Origin of the sequence: Demequina lignilytica, from assembly GCF_030418305.1 — a bacterium.
GTDB lineage: Bacteria > Actinomycetota > Actinomycetes > Actinomycetales > Demequinaceae > Demequina > Demequina lignilytica.
In genome coordinates, this window is the sequence record NZ_JAUHPX010000003.1 from 153,262 (window position 1) to 178,989 (window position 25,728).

The window sequence follows — 25,728 nt, forward strand, 5'->3', positions numbered from 1 at the left end:
GGCGTCGATAGCATCGGACCATGGGGGAAGGCGCGGTTTCCGCCGCCGTGGACGCGACACCGGACACTCGTGACCGGTTCGTCGACCTGATCCGCGTCGGATCGCTGATCGGCGTGGTGCTCGGGCACTTCGCGATGGCGGCGGTGGTCCTCGATCACGCCGACGGCACGGTGGTGGTCGCCAACGTCCTGGAGACGGCGACCTGGACACGCCCGCTGACGCTGCTGTTCCAGGTCATGCCGCTGTTCTTCGTGGTCGGCGGGTTCGCGCATGCGACCTCGTGGCGGAGCCTCCGGGCGCGGGGAGGGGGATACGCCGACTTCGTGCACGCACGCATCGGCCGGCTGCTGATGCCCACGGCGGTGTTCGTCGCGGTGTGGATGGTGCTGGGCGCGGCGATCGAGCTCGCCTGGCCGGACTCGCCCGCCACCGGTCCGCTGCTGCAGATCTCGGGCCAGCTGCTGTGGTTCATCGGCATCTACCTGATCGCCGCGGCCTTCGCCCCGGCGCTGCTCGCCGCGCACGAGCGCGCCCCGCGCCTCACCCTCGGCGCCCTGGCGAGCGCCGCCGTCGCGGTCGACGTGCTGCGGCTCGCCGCAGGCATCGACGGCGTCAAGTGGCTGAACTTCGCCTTCGTGTGGCTCGCGATCCACCAGCTCGGGTTCCACTACGCCGACGGCGTCGCCGACCGGGTGGGCCCGCGCCGTCTGGGAGGGACGATGCTGGGCGTCGGGGCCGTCGCCCTGCTCGGCCTGGTCACATGGGGCCCGTACGGGTGGTCGATGGTCTCGTACGCGGGCGAGCCGCTGTCGAACCTCGCGCCGCCCACGACGGCACTGCTCATGTTCGCGTGCGCGCAGGCCGGCCTGGCCCTCCTGCTGCGCGGACCCGCGAGGCGGCTCCTGGCCCGGCGCCGGGCGTGGACCGTCGTGGTCGCGGGCGGCGCCGTCGCGATGACCGCCTTCCTGTGGCACTTCTCAGCCCTGGTCGCGCTGCACGCCGTCCTGTGGGGGGCGGGCGTCGACCTCGCGGGCGACCCCACCACCGCATCGTTCTGGTGGGGCAAGCTCGCGATGCTGCCGGCGTTCCTGCTCCTGGTCGGCCTGCTGGTCCTGGCCTGGCGGCGCTTCGACCGGCCGCCGGCGCGCGCGGCCCTGGCGGGACCGGGCGCGGGCCGCGCCACGGTCGCCGCCGTCTCGGTCGCCTGCGCGATCGTCGCCATGCTGGGCTTCGCGGTCGTGGGCTTCCGCGGGGTCGTCTCGGGCTACGTGGGCCACGTGGCGGTGCTGCCGATGACGGTCTGGTCGGCCGCGGTGCTCACCGCGCTGGCGATCGCCCTGGCACGGGTCGCGGTGGTGCGGCGTCCGCGCCGGTCGTAGAGTGACCCGCGGGGGGCAGAGGGGAGCATCCATGGGGTTCATGGAGGCCGTGCGCGGGTGCCTGCGCCGCTACGCGACGTTCCGCGGGCGCGCGCGCCGCAGCGAGATGTGGTGGTTCGTGCTCTACGGCGTGCTGCTCGCGATCCCCGCGAACATCGCCTTCCTGCTGCTGTGGAGCGCCGCCTTCGAGGGCTCGATCACCGGACCCGCGGAGGACCCCGCGATCAATCCGACCGCGGTGAGCTGGGGCGCGTTCACCGCCGCGATCGGCGTGCTGCTGGCCTACGCGCTCCTCTACACGGTGCCGGCGCTCGCGGTGCAGTCGCGCCGCCTGCACGACATGGGCCAGCCCGCGTGGTGGCTGCTGCTCCACCTGATCGGGCTCGGCATCGTGGTCCTGATCATGTGCGCGATGCGCGGCCAGACCGGCTCCAACCGCCACGGACCCGATCCGCGCCTGGTGCCCGTCCCGTCGCGGGCGACGGCGTGATCGCGCCGCACACCCTGCTCGCCTTCTCCGCGCTCGCGGTCGTCGTGATCGTGATCCCGGGGCCGTCGGTGCTGTTCGTGGTGGGCCGCGCGCTGCACCTGGGTCGCGGTCCCGCGCTGGTCTCGGTGGTCGGCAACGCGGCGGGGCCGCTGGTCCACGCGGCGCTGGTCGCGGTCGGCGTCGGCGCGCTGGTCGCGGCGTCGGAGGCGGCGTTCGTGGTGCTCAAGGTGATCGGCGGGCTCTATCTGATCTGGCTGGGGATCCAGGCGATCCGCCACCGTGGCGAGGGGCTCGAGGCGGAGGACGATGGGACGGCGGCCCCGTCGGTGCGACGGCTGCTCGCCGAGTCGTTCACCGTCGGGGTGACGAACCCGAAGACGCTGGTCTTCGTGGCGGCCGTGCTGCCGCAGTTCGCCGACCCCGACCGCGGACCCGTCGCGGCGCAGATCCTGCTGCTCGGGGCGATCTTCGCGGCGCTCGCGGTCGTCTCCGACGGCGTCTACGTTCTGATCGCCTCGGGCGCGCGCGACTGGTTCGCGCGCTCGCCCGGTCGGCTCGCGCGCGTGCGCGCCGCCGGCGGCGGGATGATCGCGGCCCTCGGCGTGGTGGTGCTGCTGTCGCGGCGGGTCGCCTGACCTGTCGATCGGCGCGGCGCAGGCCCGCGCGTGGCGCCCGGAAACACCGTGATGCCTGGCTAGGGTGAGGACAGCCAGGCAGCACCCGGACCCACCAGGAGGAGATCTGATGAACGGCTTCACCACCGCGATGTCGAAGTACGCGCAGTTCAGCGGCCGGTCGCGCCGGAGCGAGTTCTGGGGCTACCACCTGACCATCACCGCGATGGTGGTCGTGCTGTCGATCATCTACGGGATCAGCGCCGCGATGGTCGCGAACAGCGGTGAGGGCAACCCGCTCGCCGCCATCTCGCTCGGCATCTTGATCGTGCTCGGCCTGGCGTTCATCGTGCCGACCCTCGCGGTGAACTGGCGTCGATGCCAGGACGTCGGCCTGCCGGGAGCGGTCGCGATCATCGGCCTGGTGATCCCGCTCGTGATGTGGATCATCGGCTTCATCCCTGGCACCGAGGGCCCCAACGCGTACGGCGACGACCCGAAGTCCTGAACCCGGGCATCGTCCCGACCCCCGACATGACATCCGGCGCGAACGGGGCCAAGGTGGAGGTATGGCCCACTCCATCGAGCGCGTCGCCATCGTCGGCGGCGCCGGCAAGATCGCCCGCAAGCTGATCCCGCTGCTGCTGCACGAGGGAGTCGAGGTCGTGGCCCTCGCCCGGCATGACGACCAGCTGTCCGAGCTCGGCACCATGGGCGCGATCCCACGCAGGCTCGACATCGAGGCGGCCCAGCCGGCGGCGTTCGCCGCCGCGTTCGGCGGCTGCGACGCGATCGTCTTCAGCGCGGGCGGCGGACCTGACGGCAACGCCGAGCGCAAGCAGACGGTCGACCTCGAGGGATCGCTCAAGTCGCAGGAGGCGGCGATGCTCCGCGGCGTCCACCGGTTCGTGCAGGTCTCCGCGATCGGCGTCGACAACCCGCCGGACCCCGGGCTCGGCGAGGTGTGGACGGCCTATGTCGAGGCCAAGCGTCGCGCCGACGAGGCGCTGCGGCGGTCGAGCTTCGCGTGGACCATCATCCGCCCGGGCACGCTCACCGATGCGGTCGGCACCGGCTGTGTGAACCTCGGACCCGAGGTTCCGCACCACACGATCCCTCGCATCGACGTCGCCAAGGTGATCGCGGGCTGTCTCGCGCGTCCGGCGACGGCGGGCCACCAGTGGGAGGTCGTCACCGGCCCGGTGCCCGTGGGCGAGGCGCTCGATCGGGCCGCCGCCGGCCGTCTCTGACGGCGTCATGCCTGACAGGGCCCCGCGTGGTGCTTCCCCGCGACACCGTCCCTCCGTAGGCTGAGCGTGGCCCGGCGCCGCGTCGGGTGCGAACCTAGGAGAGAACAATGTTCAGCAGCTACAAGGACGTGCTCGGCAAGTACGCCCAGTTCAGCGGCCGCTCGCGCCGGCTCGAGTACTGGGGCTTCGTCGTGATCAACGCGATCATCGTCACCATCCTCGCGATCCTGCTCGCGACCGTCGGCATGGATGCCGACGCCGGCACCTACACGGCGATCGGCTGGGTGCTCGTCGCCGTGATCGTCGTCTACGGCCTGTTCGTGCTGATCCCGTCGCTGGCGCTGCAGTGGCGCCGATACCAGGACATCGGCTGGGCGGGCGCCGTGTCGATCGTCGGCTGGTTCGTCCCGCTGCTGACCCTGATCGTCTCGTTCATCCCCGGCAACGTCGGCGAGAACCAGTACGGCGCCGACCCCAAGGCCTGACCGGCGCCTCGACCACGGGAGCTCACGATGTTCCACAGCTACGCGGACGTGATCCGCAAGTACGCACAGTTCACCGGTCGCTCACGCCGCAAGGAGTTCTGGGGCTTCGCCCTGGTCAACATCCTGATCTCGGTGGTGTTCAGCATCCTGATCGGCGCGGTCGGCATCGACCGCGACACCAACGAGTACACGCTGATCGGCTGGGTGCTGGTCGCCCTGATCGTCCTGTACGGGCTCTTCATCCTGGTGCCGAACATCGCGCTGCAGTGGCGCCGGTATCAGGACATCGGCTGGGCAGGGCCGGTGTCGATCGTCGGCTGGTTCGTCCCGCTGCTGACCCTGATCGTCGCCTTCATCCCCGGCAACGTCGGCGGCAACGACTACGGGCCCGATCCGAAGGCCTGAGCCACCGCATCGTCGCGACGGCCGGATCCCGACGGGGGTCCGGCCGTCGTCGTGTCGGTGCCGCCGCCGGCCCGGGGCGGGCCGCTACCGTGACGCCATGACCTTCGGAGAGTCCATCCGGCACGTGTTCCGCCACCTCACGAGCCTCCAGGGACGCGCGCGCCGCGCCGAGTTCTGGTGGTTCTACCTGTTCCTGCAGCTGGTGAGCATCCCGGTCGGGATCATCGTCGCGGTGCTGCTGGTCGCGGCCTTGGCCCCCGCGCTCGCCTCGATCGACTCGACCACAGGCGAGATCTCCGACTCCGCGGTCGCCGACGTCGCCGGCCCCGTCCTCGCGGTGTACGGCTTCGCGCTGCTGCTCGGCCTCGCCTCCTTCGGGCTCAGCCTCGCGGTCTGGGTGCGACGTCTCCACGACGTCGGGCAGACCGGGCACTGGCTCTGGCTGAACCTGGTGGGCCTCGGGATCGTGCCGCTGATCATGGCGATCATGGACGGCGAGGCCGGTCCGAACCGCTACGGGCCCGACCCGAAGGCCGCCGAGCGGATGCCCGTGGCCGGGTGGCCCCAGCAGCCGGGCTACCCGCCCGTGCCGCCGGTCCAGTAGCGCGGCCACCCCGGCTCAGCCCCGTGTCGACCACCCGCCGCTTCCCCGGTGGCGGATCGGTGCACGGAACCCGGCCGTTTCGGGCACCGATCCTCCATTTCGCGGGGGGGCGGGGAGAGACCACCGGCCGGCCCGGTGAACGCGAAGACCCCGGGTCCCCCCACAGCGGGGACCCGGGGTCTCGTTCGCCTCAGCTCAGCGGCCGAGCGATGCGCTGATCAGCGCTCGCGCGTGCCGGCGATGAACTCCTCGAGGTGCTGGCGGCCGAGGGTGTCCTCGGTCTGCACCGGCGGGGACTTCATGAAGTAGGTCGCGGCGGACAGGATCGGGCCGCCGATGCCGCGGTCCTTGGCGATCTTCGCGGCGCGCATGGCGTCGATGATGATGCCGGCCGAGTTCGGGGAGTCCCACACCTCGAGCTTGTACTCGAGGTTCAGGGGCACCTCGCCGAACGCGGAGCCCTCAAGGCGCACGTACGCCCACTTGCGGTCGTCGAGCCACGCGACGTAGTCCGACGGGCCGATGTGCACGTTGCGGTCGTCCTTGACGCCGGCCAGCGGGCCGTTGTCGATGTTGGACGTGACGGCCTGGGTCTTCGAGATCTTCTTGGACTCGAGGCGGTCGCGCTCGAGCATGTTCTTGAAGTCCATGTTGCCGCCGACGTTCAGCTGGTACGTGCGGTCGAGGCGCACCCCGCGGTCCTCGAACAGCTTCGCCATCACGCGGTGCGTGATGGTCGCGCCCACCTGCGACTTGATGTCGTCGCCGACGATCGGCACGCCGGCCTCCTGGAACTTCGCGGCCCACTCCGGGTCGGACGCGATGAACACGGGCAGCGCGTTGACGAAGGCCACGCCCGCGTCGATCGCGCACTGCGCGTAGAACTTGGCGGCCTCCTCGGAGCCCACGGGGAGGTAGCAGACGAGCACGTCGGCCTCGGTGTCCTTGAGCACCTGGACCACGTCGACCGGGGTCTCGTCGGACTCGACGATGGTCTGGCGGTAGTACTTGCCCAGGCCGTCGAGGGTGACGCCGCGCTGGACCTGGATGTCCGTCTTCGGCACATCGCAGATCTTGATGGTGTTGTTCTCGGAGGACTGGGTCGCCTCGACGAGCTCCTTGCCCACCTTCAGCGAGTCCACGTCGAACGCCGCCACGAACTCGATGTCCGAGACGTGGTAGTCGCCGAACTGCACGTGCATGAGGCCCGGGACGGTCTCGTTGGCGTCGGCGTTCTTGTAGAACTCCACGCCCTGGATCAGCGACGTGGCGCAGTTGCCCACGCCGACGATCGCGGCACGAAGCTTGGCCATGTGATGTCTCCTTGGATCAGCGGCCCGCCGAGGCGGAGCCGGGGTTGTCACCGCCGGGGGCGGATCGTTCATTCTCGATGAGCCGGTCGAGCCACTCGACCTCGCGCTCGACCTGCTCGAGGCCGTGGCGCTGCAGCTCGGCGGTGTAGGCGTCGTGGCGCTCATGCATGCGCTTGAGACCGTCCGACACCTCCTCCAGGCGCTCGGAGAGACGGCTGCGCCGTCCCTCCAGGATCCGCAGCCGGGTCGCGGAGTCCGTGTGCGCGAACATGGAGAAGCGCACATCGAACGTGTCGTCGTCCCAGGACGACGCGCCGGAGGAGGCGAGCTCCTCCGCCAGCCGGGCGCGTCCCGCCTCGGTGAGGCTGTACGCGATCCGGGCACGCCGGGACGATGCGGGGGCGGACGAGGCGGGCTCCTCACCGGTGACGGTGATGAGCTCCGCGTCGACCATGCGCCTGAGGCACGGGTACAGGGACCCGTAGCTCAGCGCGCGGAAGGGTCCCAGCTGGGCGCCGAGACGCTTGCGGATCTGATAGCCGTGGAGGGGCTGCTCGCGCAGCATCCCGAGGATGGCGAGCGTGAGCACATCGGTCTTGGCCACGGTCGCCCTCCTCTCCGCCGTGGTGGATCCTCGGCGCGCGGAATTGCGCGTCGATCGAACGGCTAGTTATATCGAACTGATACATCGGAGAAGATACATCACGGAATCGTGACACGCGAATCCGCCCCGCTGGGTCACGAATGCGGGGAGGTGAACGTTATGACACCGATGCGGAGCCCGCACCCCGGCTCCGGCCTGCCCGACGCCTCGATCTCTAAGGTGGACCTGTGACCGATAGCGCCCAGCCGCCCCGACGGCCCACGACCCGCACCGCCGCCGGCGGTACCGCCCCGCGCTCGTCGAGCGCTCCCCAGCGGCGCTCGACCCGGCCCACCACCGGCGCGGCGGCGAGCAAGCCGACCAGCGGCTGGGTGCAGACGGGCGTGACGGCGACCGGGGCATCGTCCGGCGGCAAGGGCGGCGGCGCCGGCGGGAGCGGCGGCGGCAAGCGGCCCACGAAGCAGCCGGAGGGCCCGCGCTGGAAGCGCGTCCTCAAGCGCGTCGGGATCGGCGCGCTCATCGCCGGGCTCGTCGCGATCGCGGTCGGCTCGATCACGCTCATGGTCGTCTACTCGCGGCTCGAGGTCCCCGAGGCGTCCGACGTGGCGCTCGCACAGGCGTCCACCGTGTACTGGGCGGACGGCGAGACGGAGATGGGTCGGATCGGCGAGGTCGACCGCAACATCATCGACTGCGCGGCGCTCCCCGACCACGTGCCGCACGCGATCGTCGCGGCGGAGGACCGCAGCTTCTACACGAACCCGGGCATCGACTTCTTCGGCACCGCCCGCGCGCTGTTCAACACGGTCGTGCTGGGCAAGAAGCAGGGCGGATCGACCATCACCCAGCAGTACGTCGAGCGCTACTACTTCGGGGAGACGACCACCGACATCCCCGGCAAGATCAAGGAGGCGCTGCTCGCGCTCAAGGTGGACTCGGAGCAGACCAAGGACGAGGTCCTCTGCAACTACATGAACACCATCTACTTCGGGCGCGGCGCCTACGGCATCGACGCCGCGGCGCAGGCGTACTTCGCCAAGCCCGCGTCCGAGCTGAGCGTCTCGGAGGCGGCGATGCTGGCCGGGATCATCCCCGCGCCCAGCGCCTGGGACCCGCGCCTCAGCCCCGAGAAGGCGGAGCAGCGGTGGAACTACGTGCTCGACGGCATGGTCGAGGGCGAGTTCATCACCCAGGACGAGCGTGATGCGCAGACCTTCCCCGAGACCGTCGAGTACGTCGCCGCGGACACGTTCGCCGGGCCCACCGGGTACCTGCTGCGGACCGCGATCAACGAGGCGATGAGCGTGCTCGACGTGGACCAGGAGGAGATCGAGCTCGGCGGCTACCGGATCGTCACCACGTTCCAGCCGGACCACCAGCAGGCGGTCGAGGACGCCGTCGCGGCGATGCCCGAGGATCACGCGGACAACCTTCACGTCGCGGCGAGCACGGTGGACGCCACCACCGGCGCCATCACGGCGATGTACGGCGGCGCGGACTACCTGACCGTCCAGCGCAACGCGGTGACGCAGGACATCGCGCAGGCCGGTTCGACGTTCAAGCCCTTCGCGATGATCGCGGCGCTGTCCACCGGCTGGTCGCTCAACACGACCTACACCTCGGACAACCTGATGACCGTCGAGGGCTTCGACAACCAGGTCCGCAACTTCGGCGGCACCAATTACGGGCGCATCAACATGATCACCGCGACCGAGAAGTCCGTGAACACCTACTACGCGCAGCTCGGCGTCGACGTCGGCAACGACAAGGTCCGGGACGTCGCGATCGCGGCGGGCCTTCCCGAGGACACCGTGGGTCTCGACGCGAACCCGGCCAACGTGCTGGGCACGGCGTCGCCGACCCAGCTGGCCATGGTGCACGCGTACACGACCATCGCGGACACGGGCCTGGAGAAGGATCCGTACAGCGTGCAGACGGTCGTCGACACGGACGGCACCACGGTGTTCGAGCACGAGGTGCACGCGCAGCGCGTGTTCGACGAGGACGTGATCGCTGACGCGACCTACGCGATGCAGCAGGTGGTCAACAGCGGCACCGCGCGCAAGGCGGCGGCGCTGGGCCGTCCCCTCGGCGGCAAGACCGGAACGTCGAACGACAACCGCTCGGCGTGGTTCATCGGCTTCAGCCCGCAAATCGTCGGCGCGGTGTCGCTCTACCAGGTGGGCGAGGACGGCTCGGTCGAGCAGATCACCCCCTTCGGCGGCTACAGCTCGATCACCGGAGGCTCGGTGCCCGCCGACATCTGGGTCGAGATGATGGGCCCGATCCTCGAGGACTACGAGGTCGCCTCGTTCGCGCCCCGGGCGGACGTCGGCGAGGACCGAGGCGTGATCTCGACACCCACGCCGACCCCGTCGAGCACCCCCAGCCCGACGCCGACGGAGACCTCCGAGCCGATCGTCACGCCGAGCCCGACCGAGACCGCCGAGCCCACCCCGACCCCGGAGCCCAGCGCGACTCCCGAGCCGTCGGTGACCGCCGGCGCGTCGGGCGACGGCAACGGGAACGGCAACGGGAACGGCAACGGCACGGGGACGGCCGTCGACGGAGCGCTCGGAGGCTGAGGGCCAGGGTCCGTCCGTCAGCGGATCGCGCGCTTGAGGCGGAGCGCCGTCGTGAGCGCGCGGTAGCGCACTGTCTTGAGCGGCACGTCCCACGCGCCGTCGCACTCGACGATCTCGCCGAACTGCTGCTTGAACTCCCGCACGCCCATGAGCTGCGGGGCGCGCTCGGAGCCGACGCCGAACAGGTCGTACTCGCGGACGCCCTCCGCCTTGAGCGTGGTGAGGATCTCCCACTTGAGGCGGAGGGCCGCGTTCGTGTCGCGCGCCTCGAGGTTGTTCGCCGCGTAGTAGTCGGTGCCGCCGTCCTCGTGCACCACCGCGATGACCCAGGCCACGGCACGGCCGGGGGCCAGGTCGCCGTCCGGCCCCGCGTCGTGACGGCGGGCCACCCAGATCCGCGCGTGCGGGCTGAGCGTGTCGAGCATCGTCAGGTACATCTCCGCCGGAAAGATGCCGAAGCCCGCCCCTGCCGCGGTCTCGCGGTAGATCTCGTAGAGCTCCTCGAACTGCTCGCCCGTCAGGCCGGTCTCCTCGGCGACCGTCATCGCCTCGTCCTTGAGCGTGCGCCGGATCTTGTACCGTCCGCGCTTCGAGAACGACGCCATGATCTGGTCCTCGGGCGCGGTGAGGTCGACGTACACCGTGTGGTCGAAGGTGACGGTCTGGAGCAGCTCGTGCAGGTCGCCCGCCGCGTGGCGCGCGTGCAGGCGGGCGAACACGGCCCACGGGTAGCGCTCGCGCAGCGCGGCCACCAGCGCGTCCCGGATCGCCTTCTCGTTCTCGGGGGTCTGCTCGACCAGGACGATCGGACCGTGCTTCGCCCACACGTAGGGGAAGCCGCGCACCTCGTAACGCGACAGGGACACGACGGCGACCGGCGCATCGTCCGCCCCGATCACCGCGAGGCGGGCGAGGTGCTCGCGGCCCCAGACGGCCGCGTCGTACGCGTCCCACGCGGGCGCCTGCTCGATCGGGACCGGGTGGGGGCCTCGGCGGGCGAGCTCGAGGAACCGGTCGTCGGACACGTCCTCGACGCGCAGCGGCGTGGGCAGGCTCATGGGCTCGAGACTATCCGCGTCAGAAGCCGGACTCGGTGGGCCGCGGGTAGTGCTGGAGGTACTTGCTGACCAGGCGCAGGTCCACCGACCGCACCCACAGGCGCCGCTTGAGGCTCGCGTCGCCCCGGTACCGCAGCGGGTGATGGACGCCGTGGCGGCGCTTCGCGGTGCGGACGCGCGCCCGCAGGCCCGGGTCCAGCAGGTAGCGCAGCAGGAAGCGGTACGGCACCACGCTGTAGAGCACGTCCCGCTCGGGGCTGAGCGGCGCCGGGGCGCCGTCCACATGCGCCGGGAGCAGGTCGCGGGCGAGCACCTCGGCGACGTTGACGCCCGAGGCCGTCACGTAGAAGTTGTTGCGGCCGATGCGCGGGTTGGCCTCGAAGAAGACCTTCTCGCCCGTGCGGCTCGAGACCTTGTAGTCGAAGTTCGCGAAGCCCTCGTAGGCGATGTGGTCGAGCAGGCGGGCCGCCTGGTCGAAGGCCTCGCGGTCGACGCCCGTGAGGATCGCGGCGGGGATCCCGAGCGTGCCCGGAGTGTGCTCCTCGAGCAGCACCTGGCCGCCCGCGACGAGCGTCACCTGGCCCGCGCGGTCGCGGTAGGCGGTGAGCGAGCGCATGTGGGTCTCGTCGCCCGGCACGAACTCCTGGACCAGGAACTCCGACGGGTAGCCGCGCTCCTCGAGGTGGGCCAGCACGTCCACCAGCTCGGCCTCGGACTCGAAGTGATGGATCTTCTGCTTGCCCGGGAACTCGATCGCGAACCAGTCCGCGCTGTTGGAGGGCTTGCCGATCAGCGGGTAGGCGAGGTCGCGCTCGCGCAGCTGCGCGACGGCGTCTGCGGGACCGACCGCGGCCGCGTCGCCGAACGACACGGCCACCGTGAAGGGTGTGCGGATGCCGACCTGGTCGCACGCCTGGGCGAAGGCGACCTTGGAGGAGACGAGGTCGAAGGCCGCGAGCGAGGGGAACGGGACGATCCACCGCGGGTCGAGCCGCTCGCGGTGCTCCGCGAGCACGCGGACGTGCCAGTCGAGGTTGGTGAACAGGAGCAGGTCGTGGTCGGGATGCTCCGCCGCGATCGCGTCGAGCCGCGCGAGCAGCGTCTCCGGGGTGAAGATGTCCGGCTCGATGATCCACCGCGCGAGCGTCGAGTGGCGACCGAAGGTGGTGACGCGCGGCCCGACCACCAGCGACGGCCAGCCGAACCGCTCATGCGCGGCGCGCTGGAACGCGTAGGTCCCGATGTCCCCGCCGAGCCCGACGACCAGTACCTGCCTCACCCGCACCTCCCGATTCGACTCGTCAGTCTAGACGGAGGCGCGCGCCGCTCCCGGGGCGACCGGCGCATCGTCCCTGCGTCCCCTCCACAGGCATGTGGCGCCTCGGGACCTGGTGCCGGTACCATTGCTCGGTGGCCTCGGCCACAGACGCAACCCTCCTGCTGCGGAAAGACCGCAGCCGACCAGACCAGAGGAGGTGGGTATCAATGCGCCAGTACGAAATGATGGTCATCCTTGACCCCGAGATCGACGAGCGGACCGTCGCTCCGTCGCTCGACAAGTACCTGACCGTGATCAGCAACGACAAGGGCACCGTCGACAAGGTCGACATCTGGGGCCGTCGCCGTCTCGCTTATCCGATCAAGAAGAAGGCTGACGGCATCTACGCGGTGATCAACTTCACCTCGGAGTCCGCCACCGCCAAGGAGCTCGAGCGCCAGCTCGGCATCAACGAGGCGATCCTTCGCACCAAGCTGCTCCGCCCGGACGCTCACTAGTCCAGGCCCGCATCCCGACTCTCACCAGCGAATACACGAAACCGAGGGAACACACATGGCAGGCGACACTCAGATCACGGTGGTGGGCAACCTCACCGGTGACCCCGAGCTTCGATTCATCTCCTCCGGCGCCGCGGTCGTGAACTTCACCGTCGCGTCGACCCCCCGCACGTTCGACCGTCAGTCGAACGAGTGGAAGGACGGGGAGACCCTGTTCATGCGGTGCTCCCTCTGGCGTGAGGCCGCCGAGAACGTCGCAGAGTCCCTCACCAAGGGCATGCGCGTGATCGTCACCGGCCGTCTCGTGGCCCGCTCGTGGGAGGCGAACGGCGAGAAGCGCACGGTCACCGAGATGCAGGTCGACGAGGTCGGCCCGTCCCTGAGGTACGCCACGGCCAAGGTCACGCGCACGCAGCGCGGTGGCGGCGGCGGAGGCGGCTTCTCCGGGGGCGGCGGCAACCAGTCGGGCGGCTTCGGTGGTGGCTACGGCGGCGGCTCGCCCGCCGGAGGCTCGAGCAACGACCCGTGGGCGACCGCCCCGGCGTCGGATGAGCCCCCGTTCTAACAGGTACTTTTCATCAGGAGTCTTCACATGGCTAAGCACGACATCCGCAAGCCGCGCAAGAAGGTCAACCCGCTCAAGGCCGCCAAGGTCGACAAGGTTGACTACAAGGACACCGCGCTGCTTCGCAAGTTCATCTCCGACCGCGGCAAGATCCGTTCGCGCCGCGTCACCGGTGTCACCGTCCAGGAGCAGCGCGACATCGCGCGGGCGATCAAGGTCGCTCGTGAGATGGCGCTCCTCCCCTACGCCGGCTCCGGCCGCTGATCGGGGGTCTGTCTCATGGCTAAGGTCATCCTGACCCACGAGGTCTCCGGCCTCGGCATCGCCGGCGACGTCGTCGACGTCAAGGACGGTTACGCCCGCAACTACCTCGTCCCCCGCAAGCTGGCCACCCCGTGGTCGGCGGGTGCCGAGAAGCAGATCGAGGGCCTCCGCAAGGCGCAGCGCGCCAAGGAGATCGCGTCCATCGAGGGTGCTCAGGCCGCGCGCGACGCGCTCCAGGCCTCGCCCGTGGTGGTCTCGGTCAAGGCCGGCGAGTCGGGCCGCCTCTTCGGCGCCGTGTCGCCCGCCGACATCGCGGACGCCATCGGCGACCGCGCCAAGGTCGACAAGCGTCGCATCCACGTGGCGCAGCCGATCAAGGCGCTGGGCGAGTACGAGGTCAAGGTCTCGCTGCACAGCGACGTCGCGGCCAAGGTCACCGTCCAGGTGGTCGCCGCGAAGTAGTCCTCGCGACACACGCGTTCGAGGCCCGGCGCGCCGTCCCCTAGCGGGGGCGGGGCGCCGGGCCTCGATGCATGTCGGGGCGGGTGTCGGGCGTCGGGCGCGAGCCGCGGCTCCGTTGACGCCTCCACCTCCCACCTCCCACCGCCCGCGGCCGCCTTCCGCCGCCTGACCCGCTTCCCGCCCGCTCCGCCTCCCGCCGCTTGATCCGCTTCCCGCCGCTTGATCCGCTTCCCGCCGCCGCGTCCCGCCGCCGCGTCCCGAAATGGAGCTCTGGTGCCCGAAACGGCCGCGTTGCGTGCACTCAACGTCCATTTCGGCTCAGCGGGCGCCTGGCGGCCGGCGGCTCGGCGGGCTCACCAGGTCTCCGGTGCGAGGACCGATGTCGACAGGCCCCCGCGCGTTCCCGCCCGTGCCCGCCGCCGGTCGACCGACGCCGCGCCCGCCGATGCCGGCCCACGATCTGGCCATGGGGACTCACAGGGCGCTCGTGGCACGTCTGACCGACGAGGTCGATCGGATGCGGCGCGGCAGGATCGCGGCGCCCCGAGGTGCGCTGCTTCGCGTGCTCGGGCGGCGGTTGCTGGAGCGGGCCGTCGAGAGCGGCGTGCTGGTGCGACTGCTGCCCGGCGTCTACGCGCCCGCCGACCTGGCGACGGATCACCGCGTGCTCTGCCATGCGGTGACGCTGGCCTCGCGAGGGCGCGCCACCATCGCAGGCCGCTCTGCTCTGCACCTGGTGAACGACGCGTACCCGGCGCCCCGCGTGGTCCAGGTGATCGTCGACCCGAGCAGCCACGCTCCCCGCGCCCCATGGATCCAGGCACGTCGCATCCCCGCTCCAGGGCCCGCGTGGACGCTTCGCCGTTGCCGCGTGCTGACGCCGCCGGATGCGGTGGTCGACGCCTGGGCGCGCGCCCCGGTCGAGCGGCGGCGCGCGGTCCTGTACGACGCGCTGTGGCTGCGATGCGCGGCACCTGCGGCGATCGCGGAGGCCTCGTCCGGGCGCGGCAAGGTCCCCCAGCGTGCCGAGCTCCTGGCGATTCTCGGCGAGTTCATCGACGGGGCGCAGTCGCCCGGTGAGGTGATGGCACGGCGCGAGGTCTTCCGCCATCCACGGTACGACGAGTTCGAACGGCAGGTCCCGGTCGTCGGTGACGGGCGCGGGCGGCCTGTCGACATGCTCCATCGTCGGGCCCGCCTGGCGGTCGAGATCGACTCCGACTCGTATCACGGCGCCCCGGAGGACGTGGCTCGGGACCACCGGCGCGATGTCGAGCTCAGCGCGCTCGGCTACCAGACGGTCCGCTACCGGTACCGAGACCTGAGAGACCGGCCCGAGTGGTGCCGCCGGACCCTCGACCGGATCGTCGCGGTCCGGCTGCGAGATCTCGCCTGAGCGCTGGGGCCGGTTCAAGGAGGTGTAGTGGCCGATCGGCGTCCGAAAGAGGGCGGTCTCGGGCACGGATCCTCCATTTCGGCGGAGGGCCGGGTTGGAGGAGTGCGGGGCAGGTCGGGCGCGCGGGGTCGTCCCGGGGCGTGTGAACGTTCGCATGGCGCGCGTCCGGGAGGGCGCCCGCGGCGGCGGGACGATGCGGATTGCGGCACCGCGCGCCGACACGCCGAAGCGCGACACGCCGAGGACTTTGTCCCCCGCGGTTTCCACAGCGGTGCGTCCAGCGAAATCCCTGGCAGGCACAGGGTTAAACGTCACGTTGACGGTTCATCCACATTTTCCTCCACACCCTCCCCAGGGAGTTGTCCACGGTTCCTCCACTGTGGATAACGAGTTCTCCACGGTCCGTCCACGGTCGGGGCGCTCGCGGATTTGAGCCGCCGCGCCGGGCGCTCTACATTCGCGTGTCTGACCCCCGCGCGACACTGATGGCGTCCGGGGCTCACCCGTACAGGAGAGGGAGCACGATGTCGGTCGACGAGCTCGAGGCCGCGTACGCCGGAGGCGGCGAGCGCGCCACGTTCGATCGCGTGCCGCCGCAGAACCTGGAGGCCGAGCAGTCGGTCCTCGGCTCGATGATGTTGTCCAAGGACGCGATGGCCGACGTCATCGAGGCCGTGCGCGGCGACGACTTCTACAAGCCCGCGCACGAGACGATCTTCGAGGTCGCGGTCAAGCTGTACAACACCGGAGACCCCGTCGACGCGCTCACGGTGTCCGCCGAGCTGCAGCGCCGGGGCGAGTTGGCGCGGGTCGGCGGAGCGGAGTACCTCCACACCCTCATCGCCTCGGTCCCGTCGGCGGCGTCCGCAGGCTACTACGCCCGGATCGTGCGCGAGCAGGCGATCCTGCGGAAGCTGGTCGAGGCAGGCACGCGGATCGCGAACCTCGGGTACGCCGGCGAGGGTTCGGAGGTCGACCAGATCGTCGACGCCGCCTCGTCTGAGATCTTCGCCGTGACCGAGCGCCGCAACTCCGAGGACTACCTCCCTATCGGCGAGATCATGGAGCGCACTCTCGAGGAGGTCGACGCGGCGTCCTCGCGCGACGGCAAGATGCTCGGCGTCCCGACGGGCTTCCGCGACCTCGACGACCTCACGGGTGGCCTCCAGGCCGGTCAGATGGTGGTCATCGCGGCCCGACCCGCGGTCGGAAAGTCGACGCTCGGTCTCGACATCGCGCGCTCGTGCGCGATCCACCACAACAAGGCCGCCGTCATCTTCTCCCTCGAGATGAGCCGCGAGGAGATCACCAAGCGCATGCTCTCCGCCGAGGCGAGCGTCAAGCTGTCGAGCCTGACCAAGGGCCCGATGGGGCCGAGCGACTGGGAGCGGCTCGCCCAGACCGCCGCGAAGGTCGCGAAGGCGCCGCTGTTCATCGACGACAGCCCCAACATGTCGCTCATGGAGATCCGCGCCAAGTGCCGCCGCCTCAAGCAGCAGCACGACCTCAAGCTGATCGTGGTCGACTACCTGCAGCTCATGACCTCGGGTCGCAAGGTCGAGTCCCGTCAGCAGGAGGTCTCGGAGTTCTCCCGTGCGCTCAAGCTGCTCGCGAAGGAGGTCGAGGCGCCGGTGATCGCGATCTCGCAGCTGAACCGAGGCTCGGAGCAGCGCGGCGACAAGAAGCCCATGCTGTCGGACATGCGTGAGTCGGGTGCGATCGAGCAGGACGCGGACATCGTGATCCTCCTGCACCGCGAGGACGTCTACGACCGCGAGAACCGCCCCGGGGAGGCCGACTTCATCGTCGCCAAGCACCGCGCCGGACCCACCGACACCATCGAGGTGGCGTTCCGCAAGGACTACGCGCACTTCACCGACATGGCGCGGGACCTCTGAGGTCGCACCCATCCGGTCCACCGGGGTCTCCGAAGACCTCGCAGGACGATCCTGGGGAGGGACGATGCGACGAGGCGGGGCCGCGGTTGCGGCGACGATAACGACCATGGCGGGGCTGCTGGTGCTCGCCGGATGCGCGAGCGGCGGCACGGCGGAGGACGCGGCCGCGCCCGGCGCTGCAGCGACCTCCGAGGATGCTGTGATGACGCCCGAGGCGTCCACCGAGCCCACCGATGACGACGCCATGATGACCGGCACCGACGGCGATGCCGCGATGGCGGCCATCATCGACGGAGCCGACTTCGACCCCGCATCGTTGGCCGGCACCGACACGGTCCTGTGGTTCTGGGCGCCGTGGTGCCCGACGTGCCAGCGCCAGGCGGGACTCGTCAACGAGGCGCTGCCGCAGCTCCCCGACGGCGTCGAGTTCATCGGGGTGGCCGGGTTGACCGACTCCGAGGATCAGGTCGACCAGTTCATCGACGAGTACGGCGTCCAGGACATGACGCACGTGGTCGACCTCGAGGGCGACACCTGGCGGTACTTCGAGGTCGCGTCCCAGTCGACGTTCGTGTTCCTCGACGACTCGGGCATGGTCACGGTGACCGGCGCGGGCACGACCGTCGAGGAGATCGTCACCCGCGCGGAGGAGCTCGCCGCGAGCTGACGAGTCCGGCTCGACCCCCAGAGTCAGGCGGCGCGGACCGGCTGGCGCAGCAGGGTCCGCAGCCTCGCAGGCGTGGTGCGCCTCAGGTCGGACAGGTAGATCTCGTGGTGGTGACCGGCCTCGACCAGCCCGGCCGCGGGCAGCACCTCGGCGTGCAGCTGCGCGAGCACGGGCCCCTCGGCGTCGAACGGCCCCACGTGCAGCGTCTGGAGGCACCGGCCCTCGGCGAGCGTGAGGACGCGCACATCGTCGAGCCGCGCCGGCGCGCCCTTGGCGCGCGTGACCGCGACCGCATCGGCGACCGCCGCATCGTCGAGCCAGGGCGGCACCATGAGCATGGCGGTCCAGCTCCACGCCCCCTTGTCGCGGGAGGTGAAGGTGGTCATGTCCTCCGCCCACCACAGCCCCTCGAGCGGCGGCAACACGTAGTCGCGCCCCGCGGTCCTGGATGCGAACTTGAGCGCGTAGGCGACCGGGTAGAGCGCGGCGAGGGCCTCGGCGAAGGCGGGGCCGTTCGGATCACCCGTGCCGTCGACGGCGACGAGGCGGCGCTCGGGCACGTCGAGCTCCGACCAGGCTCCCGCGCGGGCGCGGAAGCCGGGGTCGGATCGCTTGAAGTCGACCTTGTCGCTCACCGCGCCTCCGCTCGTCGCGCCGCCACCTCCACCGTAACGGCCGCTCCCACGGCGAGCACGACCAGCCCCACCAGCACCGGGGTGCCCCAGTCCTGGACCGCGAACGTCACCGCGGACTGCCAGCGCGTGGTGACCGCGATCACGGGGTCGAGCGCGTCGATGCCGAACCGGGGCAGCACCTCCGCGAGCCCGAAGAGCGTGACGTAGACGCCCGCCAGCACCATCAGCACCCCGCCGATCCGCATGAGCAGCGGCGTGCGGCGGCGCAGCGCCGCGGCGACACCGGTGCCGGCGAGGGCGGCCACGAGCGACACCAGCACCACGGCCGTCCCCATCCCGAGCCCGTACGCGACGAACGGCGTGATGGTCGCGACCGGTCCCCCGGCGCCGAGCGCCTGCGTGACCACGACCAGGAAGAGCCCGATGGTGCAGCTGAGCGACGCGACGGCGAACGATGCGCCGTACGCGGCCTGGGAGAGCCACGTGCGGCCGGGCGCGCGGGAGCCGCGCGCCAGCGCGCCCAGCCCGGGACCCGAGAGCTCGCCGCGCCAGGCCATGCGGACGCCGAGGATCGCGACCAGCACGCCGAGCACGATCGTCACGTAGGAAACCGCCGGGAGCACCGACGCCTGCAGGCCGAGCGACACCCCCGCGAAGAGCAGCCCGAACGCGAGGAACACCGCGACGAACCCGACGGTCATCGCCAGCGCGAAGCCCAGCGCGCGCCGCAGCGCGATCGCGCGCGGAACCCCCGCATCGTCTCCCCCGACCGCGCCGGCGGAGCCGGTCACGATCAGCGTGAGGTAGGCCGGCAGGAGCGCGAAGCCGCACGGGTTGAACGCCGCGACGGCGCCCAGCAGCAGGGCGTACGCGGTGTCGGCGTCGAGCATGGGGCCTCCTTCGTGGGTACACGCTCCCACGGTTCGGCGCCGGGGAGGCGGTGGATGGGCGGGGTCTGCGTGTCGCGTGGACCGCGCCGCGAAATGGAGGATCCGTGCACGGAACGTCGCGGTTTCGGGCACGGATCTGCCATTTCGCCGGGCGGACGATGCGCGGGCCGCAGCGCGGACGATTCGCGGCTCCCCTTGCGCTCGCGGCCCGCCCGAGCGACAATAGCGATACATCGTTCAGTGTCGTCGACGATCGTTCGGAGGTCATCATGAACAGCACCTGGAAGAGCGGGGGCAACCCCGCCGACGCCATGTGGGACGCCATGGAGCAGCTCAAGAGCCAGTTCGACAAGCGCGTCGGGACCCGCATGGGCCGCGGCGACGTCCGCAACGCCGTGCTCGCGCTGCTGGTCGAGGGCCCCATGCACGGCTACCAGATCATCCGCGAGATCGAGGAGCGCACCGGCGGCAGGTGGAAGCCCAGCGCCGGCAGCGTGTACCCGACCCTGCAGCTCCTGGCCGACGAGGGCCTGATCACCCAGTCGATGCAGAACGACCGCAAGGTCTACACCCTCACCGAGGAGGGCCGTCCCGTCGCCGAGGCGGCCGCGGACGACGCGCCGTGGGACATCCCCTCGTTCAAGGAGAGCCTGAACATGGGCCCGGTGCCCAAGGCCGGCGTCGACCTGGCGCAGGCGGTCGCGCAGGTGGCTCGCTCGGGTAGCGAGGCCCAGCAGGCGCAGGCCGCCGAGGTGCTCGCCGACGCCCGACGTAAGATCTACTCGATCCTCGCGCAGGACTGACGCATCGCCGGACAGCCCGGCCACGCGGGCCGGCGGGATCCGGGAGGCGCAGTGACCGACGGCCCGCGGGACGCCACGTTCGACCGCGCCCGCTACCGCCGGATCCTGCGCTTCGCCTCCTGGCAGCTCGCGATCGCGTGGTGGTTCGAGATCCTGCTGCCGCAGATCGGCCTCGCCGGCCTGGCGGCACGCAGCCGCGATCGTCGGATGCGTCGCTTCGCGGTCCGCTTCCGTGCGCTCGCGGTCGAGCTCGGCGGGCTCATGATCAAGCTGGGCCAGTTCCTGTCCTCCCGGCTCGACGTGCTGCCGCCGGAGCTCACCAAGGAGCTCGAGGACCTGCAGGACGAGGTCCCAGCCGTGCCGTTCGACCGGATCCGGGCGCTCGCGGAGGCCGAGCTCGGCCTGCCGCTCAGCCAGGTGTTCGCCGCGATCGACGAGGTCCCGGTCGCCGCGGCGTCGCTCGGCCAGGCGTACCGCGCCCGCCTCAGCCCGGACGATGCGCGGGAGGCCGGGTTCGCCGACGTCGTCGTCAAGGTGCAGCGGCCGGGCATCGCGGGCATCGTCGCGGTCGACCTGGCGGCCCTGCGGCGCGTCGGGCGCTGGATGGCGCGCGTGCGGCTGGTCTCCGACCGCACGGACATGCCCACGCTGGTCGAGGAGTTCGCCGCGGTCAGCCTCGAGGAGATCGACTACCTCCACGAGGCCTCCAACGCGGAGCGCTTCGCCGCCGACTTCCGCGACGACGCGCGGGTCCGGGCACCCCGGATCGCCTGGGAGCGCACGTCCCGCCAGGTGCTCACGCTCGAGGACGTGACCGCGATCAAGATCACCGATCACGACGCGCTGCGCGCCGCGGGGATCGACCCCGCGCAGGTCGCGACGGTGTTCGCGGACGTGATGTTCGACCAGCTCTTCCTCCACGGCTTCTTCCACGCCGACCCGCACCCGGGCAACCTCTTCGTCACGCCGGGGCCGCGCGACGCGAAGGGCCGCGCCGCATCGTTCGCCCTGACGTTCGTCGACTTCGGGATGATGGGCGAGGTCCCCGACCGCCTCAGCGGGGCGCTGCGCGCCCTGATCATCGCGGCGGCGTCGCGCGACGGCCACGCCATGGTCGCGGCGATGCACGACGCGGGGGTGCTGCTGCCGAGCGCCGACTCGGTCGAGCTCGAGAAGGTCATGGAGCAGGTGTTCGCCCGGTTCGGCGGCATGGGGTTCGCGCAGCTGCGCGAGGTGGACCCGCGCGAGTTCCGCGACTTCGCCCTCGAGTTCTCCGACCTCATGCTGACGCTGCCGTTCCAGCTGCCGGAGAACTTCCTGCTGATCATCCGTGCCGTGTCGCTGACCTCGGGCGTGTGCAGCGCGCTGAACCCCGCCTACAACGTGTGGGACTCGGTCGAGCCGTACGCAGGCCAGCTGATCCGCGATCAGGGCCGTGACATCGTGGGGGACGTCGCGCGTGAGGTCGGCGACGTCGCGCGGATCGCGTACCGGCTGCCCAAGCGGGTCGACGCCGCGCTGAGCCGGATCGAGGACGGCTCGCTCGCGGTGACCATGCCCAAGCTGGAGAAGACCCTCGACAGGGCGGAGCGGAGCATCCGCCGGCTGATCTCGGCGCTGGTGTTCGCCGCGCTCCTGATCGCCGGTGCCCGCCTGCACGCCGACAACGCCGGGATGGGCACGTTCCTCATGATCGGGTCGGCGGTGCCGTTGCTTCACACCGTGTTCGCGGGACGGCGCGGCAGGTAGCCCTCGCGCCTCCCCGGGCCGTGCCGCGGTCCCGGTCGCGACGCGATATGTTCGCGGCATGGACTTCATCTCGGGCGACCAGATCACCCTGACCTCCGGCGAGCAGACCGCCACCATCGCGACCGTCGGCGCCGCGCTGCGCGAGTACGTCGTGGGCGGCCGTGAGGTGGTCATCCCCTTCCCCGCGGACGAGCTGCCGGCGGCCTTCCACGGCATGGTGCTCGCACCGTGGCCCAACCGCCTGCGCGACGGGAAGTACACGTTCGACGGCGAGGAGCTGCAGGTGCCCGTGTCCGAGCCGGGCCGCGGCACCGCGCTCCACGGCCTGGTCAGCTGGGCGAACTGGAGCGTCGACAGCGTCTCGGAGACGGCCGTCACCCTCGCCTACGAGCTGCCCGCCAGCCCCGGCTACCCGTTCCAGCTGGCGCTCGCGATCACGTATGCGCTCGGCGAGGACGGTCTGACGATCACGACGGTCGCCCGCAACGTCGGCGCCCGCGCCCTGCCCTACGGGCTCGGCTTCCACCCCTGGTTCGCGCCCGGTGGCACGCCCGTGGACCGGTGCACGCTGCAGCTCGACGCATCCTCGAGGGTGACCGTCGACGACCGCCTCCTCCCCACCGGCAGCGTTCCCGTCGACGGCGACTTCGACCTGCGAGCGGCATGGTCGCTCGACGGCGTCGCGTTCGACGATGCGTGGGTGGACGTGATCCCCGACGGCCAGGGCCGCTCGTGGGCGCGCCTGGGCTGGGCGGACGGCTCCACCGTCGAGATCTGGGCCGGCCCCGAGGCGAAGGCGTGGCAGGTGTGCACCGGCGACGTGGTCGAGGGCGTGCACCGTGCGGGCGTCGCGATCGAGCCGATGACCTGCATCGCGGACGCGTTCCGCACCGGCGACGACCTCATCACCCTCGAGCCTGGCGCCGAGCACACCTTCGTGTGGGGCATGCGCCTGGTCTGAACGGCGGACCGGCGCCGGCCGGTCAGAGCGTGCCGTCGAACAGCTGCACCCACGCCCGGCCGCTGTCGCGTCGGGCGAACATGAACGCGACCTCGGTCCCCGCATCGTCGTGGACCGCCCAGCCTCCTTCGTGAAGCCAGCGCCCGGCCTCGGCGGGCGTGGCCTCGAGCAGGTCGGCGAGCGCGTCCCGCTGCAGCCCGCGCAGGTGCTCGACCACCGCGTCTAGCGGCATCAGCCGCAGGCAGGCGTCCAGGATCTCGACGATCGGCGCCTCGTCCTCATGCATGTCGTGTCCCGCGACCAGCGAGTCGACCACCGCGTCGGCCAGCGCCGGGCGCTCCGGGTGCTCCGCGAGGACGGCGGCGTGCACCAGGTCGGCGACCGTGGGGTCCTCGGCGTAGATCTCGCGGAACTCCTCCGTCTCGAGCTCGAGCGGGTCCTCGTCCGGATCGATGACGGCCATGAGGCCACCGTAGAGGGTCGATGAGTCCGGAATATGACAGAACGTCACCTGGCCAGCAGGCGCCGCAGCCCCTCGCGCAGCGCCTCCCGCTCGGCGGGGGCGAGCGCGCCGGTGAGCTCCGCGTCGGCGGCCGCCACGAGCGGCCGCAGCCGCTCCCGCTCCGCCCTGCCCAGGGCGGTCAGGGACACGGTGTTGCGCCGCGCATCGTCGGGGTCCCGTCGCCGTTCGATGAGACCGCGACGTTCCATGCGCCGCACCAGATCCGCGATGGTGGACCGGTCGAGGTCGACCGCGTCGCACAGGTCGCGCTGGCTCGCCTCCCCGCGCTGGTCGAGGATCACGAGCACGGAATACTGGACGCTCGAGATCTCCGTGGAGACCATCCGAGTCCACGTCGCGACGTGCGCCTGCTGCGCGCGCCGGATCAGATAGCCCGTGTGGCGCTGCGGCTCCTGGTCGGGGTCGTTCACCGGTCGATCATCGCACCGCCGCCGCCCGCTGCTCGACGAGGACGCCCCGGAAGAAGGCGGTCAGCTCCTCGCGGGCGGTGAGCGGGAGCACGTGCGCGACGTACTGGTCGGGCCGGACGACGACGAGCGCCCCGGCGTCGCCGATGCCGCGGGCGGCGAAGATGTCGTCGGCGGGATCGATCGCCCATACCTTCTCCCAGTCCTGGAGGCCGAGCGGACCCGAGCGTGGGAGCAGGATCTCGGGCAGGCCGGTGACGTCGAGGTCGTGGTGCCCGGCGCGGAGGACGCCGTGGACGTCCAGGACCGCATCGAGGGCGTCGCCGGGAGCGCGGAAGAGGTGGGTCGGGGCGTCGGGCGAGTCCGTGAGCCACTCCGCGAGCGCGCGCAGCTCGACACCTCCGCGGTCGCCGAAGCCGTAGACGCGCCACCGGCCATCCGCGACGTGGGCGTGGCCGAGATGCATGGGGCGGGCGTCCGCGACGCGGATCGCTCTGGCCGAGTGGAAGCGGGCGCCGATCTCGAAGCCGGTCGCCAGGCCCTGGTGCGTGCTCTCGCCCGTCAGCGTCGAGGGCCGGTAGCGCGTCGCGAGGCCGGCGGTGTAGCGGCCCTGCCGGGCGAACTCCTCGCGCATCTGCTCGGACGTGACGCCGCCGCGCTCGGGGTGGTCGGGGTCGACGGTGGGCTGGGCGATGAAGGCGGACCAGAAGCGGTCGAACTCGATGAGGTCCTTCGCGACCGTCTGCCGCTCCTCCGAGTAGGTCGCGAGAAGGTCCGGCGTCGCGCGTCCGGTGAGGACGGCGACGAGCTTCCAGCCCAGGTTGAACGCGTCCTGCATCGACACGTTCATGCCCTGGCCGGCCTTCGCGGAGTGCGTGTGGCACGCGTCGCCCGCGATGAAGACACGGGGGTCGCGCAGCCCGACCTGGTCGGCCGGTACGTCGTCGAAGCGGTCGGTGACGCGCTGGCCCACCTCGTAGACCGAGGACCAGGCGACGGAGCGCACGTCGATCGAATAGGGATGGAGGATCGCGTTGGCGACGTCGGTGAGCTGCGCGGCGGTGGTCTTCCTGATCTCCGAGTCGCCCGCGGGAACCTCGCCCAGGTCGACGTAGCAGCGGACCATGGAGCCGCCCTCGCGGGGGATCATCAGCAGGCTGCCCTTGCCCGCGGACTGGATCACGTTCTTGGTCCGCCAGTCCGGGAAGTCGGTGGTGGCCAGCACGTCCATGACTCCCCACGCGTGGTTGGCGGCGTCGCCGACCAACTCGCGCCCGATCGCGCGGCGGACGTTGCTGCGGGCGCCGTCGCAGCCGACGACGTAGAGCGCCCGCATCGTCACCTCCTCGCCGGTGCGCTCCCCCACCGTGCGGCGCATCGTCGCCGTGACCGGGTCGCCGTCGTCGCCCAGGTGCAGGTCGACCAGCTCGAGCCCGTAGTCAACAGTCAGTCGACTCGCTTGCTTTGCGGCGTGGTCGAGCAGGTACTGCTGCATGCGGGCCTGGTTCACGATCACGTGGGGGAACTCGCTGAGCCCCGCGGGCGTGTCCTCGACCCAGCCGGTGCGGACGATCCGGTCGCGGTCCGTCTCCGACGGGCCCCAGAAGCGCACCTCGTTGACCCAGTACGCCTCGCGGACCAGCGCATCCGCGAGACCGAAGGCCTGGAACATCTCGACGGTGCGGCAGGCGACGCCGTCGGCGTGGCCGACCTCGAGCGGGGCGTCGCGCCGCTCGATGATCCCGGTGCGGATGCCGGGGAACGCGGCGAGCTGCGCGGCGAGCACCGTGCCGGCGGGCCCGGTGCCGACGATCAGCACGTCGACCTCCTCGGGGAGGCTGTCGGGGCGGGCGAGAGCCTCGGGGCTCGGGGGCTGGACGTCAGGGTCGCCGGGGCGGTAGCCGTCTCGGTAGAACTGCATGGCCGATCTCCTTTGATCGATGCC

28 protein-coding genes are annotated in these 25,728 nt (G+C 71.2%); 19 read left to right on the forward strand and 9 right to left on the reverse strand.

What is annotated here, in order from left to right; translation table 11 throughout:
• Positions 1–20 precede the first annotated feature (20 nt).
• The 8 genes from QQX10_RS06100 (at position 21) to QQX10_RS06135 (ending at position 5,227) form a co-directional block, all read left to right on the forward strand.
• Positions 21–1,379, forward strand: a complete 1,359-nt coding sequence (locus tag QQX10_RS06100) for an acyltransferase family protein (RefSeq protein WP_301119072.1) — start codon at positions 21–23, stop codon at positions 1,377–1,379.
• 31 nt (positions 1,380–1,410) lie between these two features.
• Positions 1,411–1,869, forward strand: coding sequence for a DUF805 domain-containing protein (locus QQX10_RS06105; RefSeq protein WP_301119073.1), 459 nt, complete (start codon positions 1,411–1,413; stop codon positions 1,867–1,869).
• On the forward strand, positions 1,866–2,504 hold the full coding sequence (locus QQX10_RS06110; protein WP_301119074.1) for a LysE family translocator: 639 nt from the start codon (positions 1,866–1,868) through the stop codon (positions 2,502–2,504). The genes QQX10_RS06105 and QQX10_RS06110 overlap by 4 nt, the downstream gene beginning before the upstream one ends.
• Before the next feature lie 109 nt (positions 2,505–2,613).
• On the forward strand, positions 2,614–2,991 hold the full coding sequence (locus QQX10_RS06115) for a DUF805 domain-containing protein (RefSeq protein WP_301119075.1): 378 nt from the start codon (positions 2,614–2,616) through the stop codon (positions 2,989–2,991).
• 61 nt (positions 2,992–3,052) lie between these two features.
• On the forward strand, positions 3,053–3,733 hold the full coding sequence (locus QQX10_RS06120; protein WP_301119076.1) for an SDR family oxidoreductase: 681 nt from the start codon (positions 3,053–3,055) through the stop codon (positions 3,731–3,733).
• A gap of 107 nt (positions 3,734–3,840) precedes the next feature.
• The gene (locus QQX10_RS06125; protein WP_301119077.1) at positions 3,841–4,218 is read left to right on the forward strand and encodes a DUF805 domain-containing protein; all 378 of its coding nucleotides are present in this window, start codon (positions 3,841–3,843) and stop codon (positions 4,216–4,218) included.
• 27 nt (positions 4,219–4,245) lie between these two features.
• Positions 4,246–4,623 carry a DUF805 domain-containing protein gene (locus tag QQX10_RS06130; RefSeq protein ID WP_301119078.1) on the forward strand — a complete coding sequence of 126 codons (378 nt, stop codon included), beginning with the start codon at positions 4,246–4,248 and terminating at the stop codon, positions 4,621–4,623.
• Between the two features lie 97 nt (positions 4,624–4,720).
• Positions 4,721–5,227, forward strand: a complete 507-nt coding sequence (locus QQX10_RS06135; protein WP_301119079.1) for a DUF805 domain-containing protein — start codon at positions 4,721–4,723, stop codon at positions 5,225–5,227.
• A 218-nt stretch (positions 5,228–5,445) separates the two neighbouring features.
• On the opposite strand, the gene QQX10_RS06140 is transcribed toward QQX10_RS06135, so the two are convergent.
• Entirely contained in the window at positions 5,446–6,540 is a 1,095-nt protein-coding gene (locus QQX10_RS06140; protein ID WP_301119080.1) for an inositol-3-phosphate synthase, read from the reverse strand.
• A gap of 16 nt (positions 6,541–6,556) precedes the next feature.
• Entirely contained in the window at positions 6,557–7,144 is a 588-nt protein-coding gene (locus QQX10_RS06145) for a PadR family transcriptional regulator (protein WP_301119081.1), read from the reverse strand.
• 227 nt (positions 7,145–7,371) lie between these two features.
• Here QQX10_RS06145 and QQX10_RS06150 point away from each other — a divergent pair, with 227 nt between their 5' ends.
• Positions 7,372–9,729 carry a transglycosylase domain-containing protein gene (locus tag QQX10_RS06150; RefSeq protein ID WP_301119082.1) on the forward strand — a complete coding sequence of 786 codons (2,358 nt, stop codon included), beginning with the start codon at positions 7,372–7,374 and terminating at the stop codon, positions 9,727–9,729.
• A gap of 17 nt (positions 9,730–9,746) precedes the next feature.
• Here the strand turns inward: QQX10_RS06150 and QQX10_RS06155 are convergent, their stop codons facing one another.
• Together QQX10_RS06155 and QQX10_RS06160 are read right to left on the reverse strand one after the other, a co-directional pair.
• Positions 9,747–10,787, reverse strand: a complete 1,041-nt coding sequence (locus QQX10_RS06155) for a lipid II:glycine glycyltransferase FemX (RefSeq protein WP_301119083.1) — start codon at positions 10,785–10,787, stop codon at positions 9,747–9,749.
• 19 nt (positions 10,788–10,806) lie between these two features.
• On the reverse strand, positions 10,807–12,066 hold the full coding sequence (locus QQX10_RS06160) for a carboxylate--amine ligase (protein ID WP_301119084.1): 1,260 nt from the start codon (positions 12,064–12,066) through the stop codon (positions 10,807–10,809).
• A gap of 206 nt (positions 12,067–12,272) precedes the next feature.
• Between QQX10_RS06160 and rpsF the strand changes: the two genes are divergently transcribed.
• The 7 genes from rpsF to QQX10_RS06195 all read left to right on the forward strand — a co-directional run bounded on the left by rpsF (position 12,273) and on the right by QQX10_RS06195 (position 17,815).
• Complete coding sequence (gene rpsF / locus QQX10_RS06165; protein ID WP_301119085.1) at positions 12,273–12,563, forward strand: 30S ribosomal protein S6; 291 nt, start codon at positions 12,273–12,275, stop codon at positions 12,561–12,563.
• A gap of 55 nt (positions 12,564–12,618) precedes the next feature.
• The gene (locus tag QQX10_RS06170; RefSeq protein WP_301119086.1) at positions 12,619–13,128 is read left to right on the forward strand and encodes a single-stranded DNA-binding protein; all 510 of its coding nucleotides are present in this window, start codon (positions 12,619–12,621) and stop codon (positions 13,126–13,128) included.
• A 27-nt stretch (positions 13,129–13,155) separates the two neighbouring features.
• Positions 13,156–13,392: a 30S ribosomal protein S18 gene (rpsR, locus tag QQX10_RS06175; RefSeq protein WP_301119087.1), complete on the forward strand. Its 237-nt coding sequence runs from the start codon at positions 13,156–13,158 to the stop codon at positions 13,390–13,392.
• A gap of 15 nt (positions 13,393–13,407) precedes the next feature.
• On the forward strand, positions 13,408–13,854 hold the full coding sequence (rplI, locus tag QQX10_RS06180) for a 50S ribosomal protein L9 (protein WP_301119088.1): 447 nt from the start codon (positions 13,408–13,410) through the stop codon (positions 13,852–13,854).
• 466 nt (positions 13,855–14,320) lie between these two features.
• Positions 14,321–15,250 (forward strand): DUF559 domain-containing protein, encoded by a 930-nt coding sequence (locus QQX10_RS06185; protein WP_301119089.1) that lies wholly within the window; start codon positions 14,321–14,323, stop codon positions 15,248–15,250.
• A gap of 524 nt (positions 15,251–15,774) precedes the next feature.
• On the forward strand, positions 15,775–17,148 hold the full coding sequence (dnaB, locus tag QQX10_RS06190; protein ID WP_301119090.1) for a replicative DNA helicase: 1,374 nt from the start codon (positions 15,775–15,777) through the stop codon (positions 17,146–17,148).
• A 106-nt stretch (positions 17,149–17,254) separates the two neighbouring features.
• The gene (locus QQX10_RS06195; protein WP_301119091.1) at positions 17,255–17,815 is read left to right on the forward strand and encodes a redoxin family protein; all 561 of its coding nucleotides are present in this window, start codon (positions 17,255–17,257) and stop codon (positions 17,813–17,815) included.
• 23 nt (positions 17,816–17,838) lie between these two features.
• On the opposite strand, the gene QQX10_RS06200 is transcribed toward QQX10_RS06195, so the two are convergent.
• Together QQX10_RS06200 and QQX10_RS06205 are read right to left on the reverse strand one after the other, a co-directional pair.
• Positions 17,839–18,450, reverse strand: coding sequence for a GyrI-like domain-containing protein (locus QQX10_RS06200; RefSeq protein WP_301119092.1), 612 nt, complete (start codon positions 18,448–18,450; stop codon positions 17,839–17,841).
• Positions 18,447–19,340, reverse strand: a complete 894-nt coding sequence (locus tag QQX10_RS06205; RefSeq protein ID WP_301119093.1) for a cytochrome c biogenesis CcdA family protein — start codon at positions 19,338–19,340, stop codon at positions 18,447–18,449. The genes QQX10_RS06200 and QQX10_RS06205 overlap by 4 nt, the downstream gene beginning before the upstream one ends.
• 269 nt (positions 19,341–19,609) lie before the next feature.
• On the opposite strand from QQX10_RS06205, the gene QQX10_RS06210 reads away from it, so the two are divergent.
• From QQX10_RS06210 to QQX10_RS06220, 3 genes are read left to right on the forward strand one after another with little or no spacing between them, the layout of a single operon-like run.
• The gene (locus tag QQX10_RS06210; protein WP_301119094.1) at positions 19,610–20,143 is read left to right on the forward strand and encodes a PadR family transcriptional regulator; all 534 of its coding nucleotides are present in this window, start codon (positions 19,610–19,612) and stop codon (positions 20,141–20,143) included.
• Positions 20,144–20,194: 51 nt separating this feature from the next.
• On the forward strand, positions 20,195–21,892 hold the full coding sequence (locus QQX10_RS06215) for an ABC1 kinase family protein (protein ID WP_301119095.1): 1,698 nt from the start codon (positions 20,195–20,197) through the stop codon (positions 21,890–21,892).
• Between the two features lie 58 nt (positions 21,893–21,950).
• Complete coding sequence (locus QQX10_RS06220; protein ID WP_301119096.1) at positions 21,951–22,853, forward strand: aldose 1-epimerase family protein; 903 nt, start codon at positions 21,951–21,953, stop codon at positions 22,851–22,853.
• Between the two features lie 22 nt (positions 22,854–22,875).
• Here the strand turns inward: QQX10_RS06220 and QQX10_RS06225 are convergent, their stop codons facing one another.
• The 3 genes from QQX10_RS06225 to QQX10_RS06235 are packed head-to-tail and all read right to left on the reverse strand — an operon-like array spanning position 22,876 to position 25,704.
• Positions 22,876–23,316, reverse strand: a complete 441-nt coding sequence (locus tag QQX10_RS06225) for a hypothetical protein (protein WP_301119097.1) — start codon at positions 23,314–23,316, stop codon at positions 22,876–22,878.
• 44 nt (positions 23,317–23,360) lie between these two features.
• Complete coding sequence (locus QQX10_RS06230) at positions 23,361–23,786, reverse strand: MarR family winged helix-turn-helix transcriptional regulator (RefSeq protein ID WP_301119098.1); 426 nt, start codon at positions 23,784–23,786, stop codon at positions 23,361–23,363.
• Between the two features lie 7 nt (positions 23,787–23,793).
• Positions 23,794–25,704 (reverse strand): FAD-dependent monooxygenase, encoded by a 1,911-nt coding sequence (locus QQX10_RS06235; RefSeq protein ID WP_301119099.1) that lies wholly within the window; start codon positions 25,702–25,704, stop codon positions 23,794–23,796.
• Positions 25,705–25,728 lie beyond the last annotated feature (24 nt).

What these genes read in the sequence shown, in the direction of transcription:
- QQX10_RS06140 (WP_301119080.1), bottom strand. Translation starts at nt 6,540, where the DNA reads ATGGCCAAGCTTCGTGCCGCGATCGTCGGCGTGGGCAACTGCGCCACG.
- rpsF (WP_301119085.1), top strand. Translation starts at nt 12,273, where the DNA reads ATGCGCCAGTACGAAATGATGGTCATCCTTGACCCCGAGATCGACGAG.
- QQX10_RS06170 (WP_301119086.1), top strand. Translation starts at nt 12,619, where the DNA reads ATGGCAGGCGACACTCAGATCACGGTGGTGGGCAACCTCACCGGTGAC.
- QQX10_RS06105 (WP_301119073.1), top strand. Translation starts at nt 1,411, where the DNA reads ATGGGGTTCATGGAGGCCGTGCGCGGGTGCCTGCGCCGCTACGCGACG.
- dnaB (WP_301119090.1), top strand. Translation starts at nt 15,775, where the DNA reads ATGTCGGTCGACGAGCTCGAGGCCGCGTACGCCGGAGGCGGCGAGCGC.
- QQX10_RS06205 (WP_301119093.1), bottom strand. Translation starts at nt 19,340, where the DNA reads ATGCTCGACGCCGACACCGCGTACGCCCTGCTGCTGGGCGCCGTCGCG.
- rplI (WP_301119088.1), top strand. Translation starts at nt 13,408, where the DNA reads ATGGCTAAGGTCATCCTGACCCACGAGGTCTCCGGCCTCGGCATCGCC.
- QQX10_RS06235 (WP_301119099.1), bottom strand. Translation starts at nt 25,704, where the DNA reads ATGCAGTTCTACCGAGACGGCTACCGCCCCGGCGACCCTGACGTCCAG.
- QQX10_RS06135 (WP_301119079.1), top strand. Translation starts at nt 4,721, where the DNA reads ATGACCTTCGGAGAGTCCATCCGGCACGTGTTCCGCCACCTCACGAGC.
- QQX10_RS06130 (WP_301119078.1), top strand. Translation starts at nt 4,246, where the DNA reads ATGTTCCACAGCTACGCGGACGTGATCCGCAAGTACGCACAGTTCACC.
- QQX10_RS06220 (WP_301119096.1), top strand. Translation starts at nt 21,951, where the DNA reads ATGGACTTCATCTCGGGCGACCAGATCACCCTGACCTCCGGCGAGCAG.
- QQX10_RS06100 (WP_301119072.1), top strand. Translation starts at nt 21, where the DNA reads ATGGGGGAAGGCGCGGTTTCCGCCGCCGTGGACGCGACACCGGACACT.
- QQX10_RS06210 (WP_301119094.1), top strand. Translation starts at nt 19,610, where the DNA reads ATGAACAGCACCTGGAAGAGCGGGGGCAACCCCGCCGACGCCATGTGG.
- QQX10_RS06195 (WP_301119091.1), top strand. Translation starts at nt 17,255, where the DNA reads ATGGCGGGGCTGCTGGTGCTCGCCGGATGCGCGAGCGGCGGCACGGCG.
- QQX10_RS06225 (WP_301119097.1), bottom strand. Translation starts at nt 23,316, where the DNA reads ATGGCCGTCATCGATCCGGACGAGGACCCGCTCGAGCTCGAGACGGAG.
- QQX10_RS06185 (WP_301119089.1), top strand. Translation starts at nt 14,321, where the DNA reads ATGGGGACTCACAGGGCGCTCGTGGCACGTCTGACCGACGAGGTCGAT.
- QQX10_RS06120 (WP_301119076.1), top strand. Translation starts at nt 3,053, where the DNA reads ATGGCCCACTCCATCGAGCGCGTCGCCATCGTCGGCGGCGCCGGCAAG.
- rpsR (WP_301119087.1), top strand. Translation starts at nt 13,156, where the DNA reads ATGGCTAAGCACGACATCCGCAAGCCGCGCAAGAAGGTCAACCCGCTC.
- QQX10_RS06155 (WP_301119083.1), bottom strand. Translation starts at nt 10,787, where the DNA reads ATGAGCCTGCCCACGCCGCTGCGCGTCGAGGACGTGTCCGACGACCGG.
- QQX10_RS06115 (WP_301119075.1), top strand. Translation starts at nt 2,614, where the DNA reads ATGAACGGCTTCACCACCGCGATGTCGAAGTACGCGCAGTTCAGCGGC.
- QQX10_RS06125 (WP_301119077.1), top strand. Translation starts at nt 3,841, where the DNA reads ATGTTCAGCAGCTACAAGGACGTGCTCGGCAAGTACGCCCAGTTCAGC.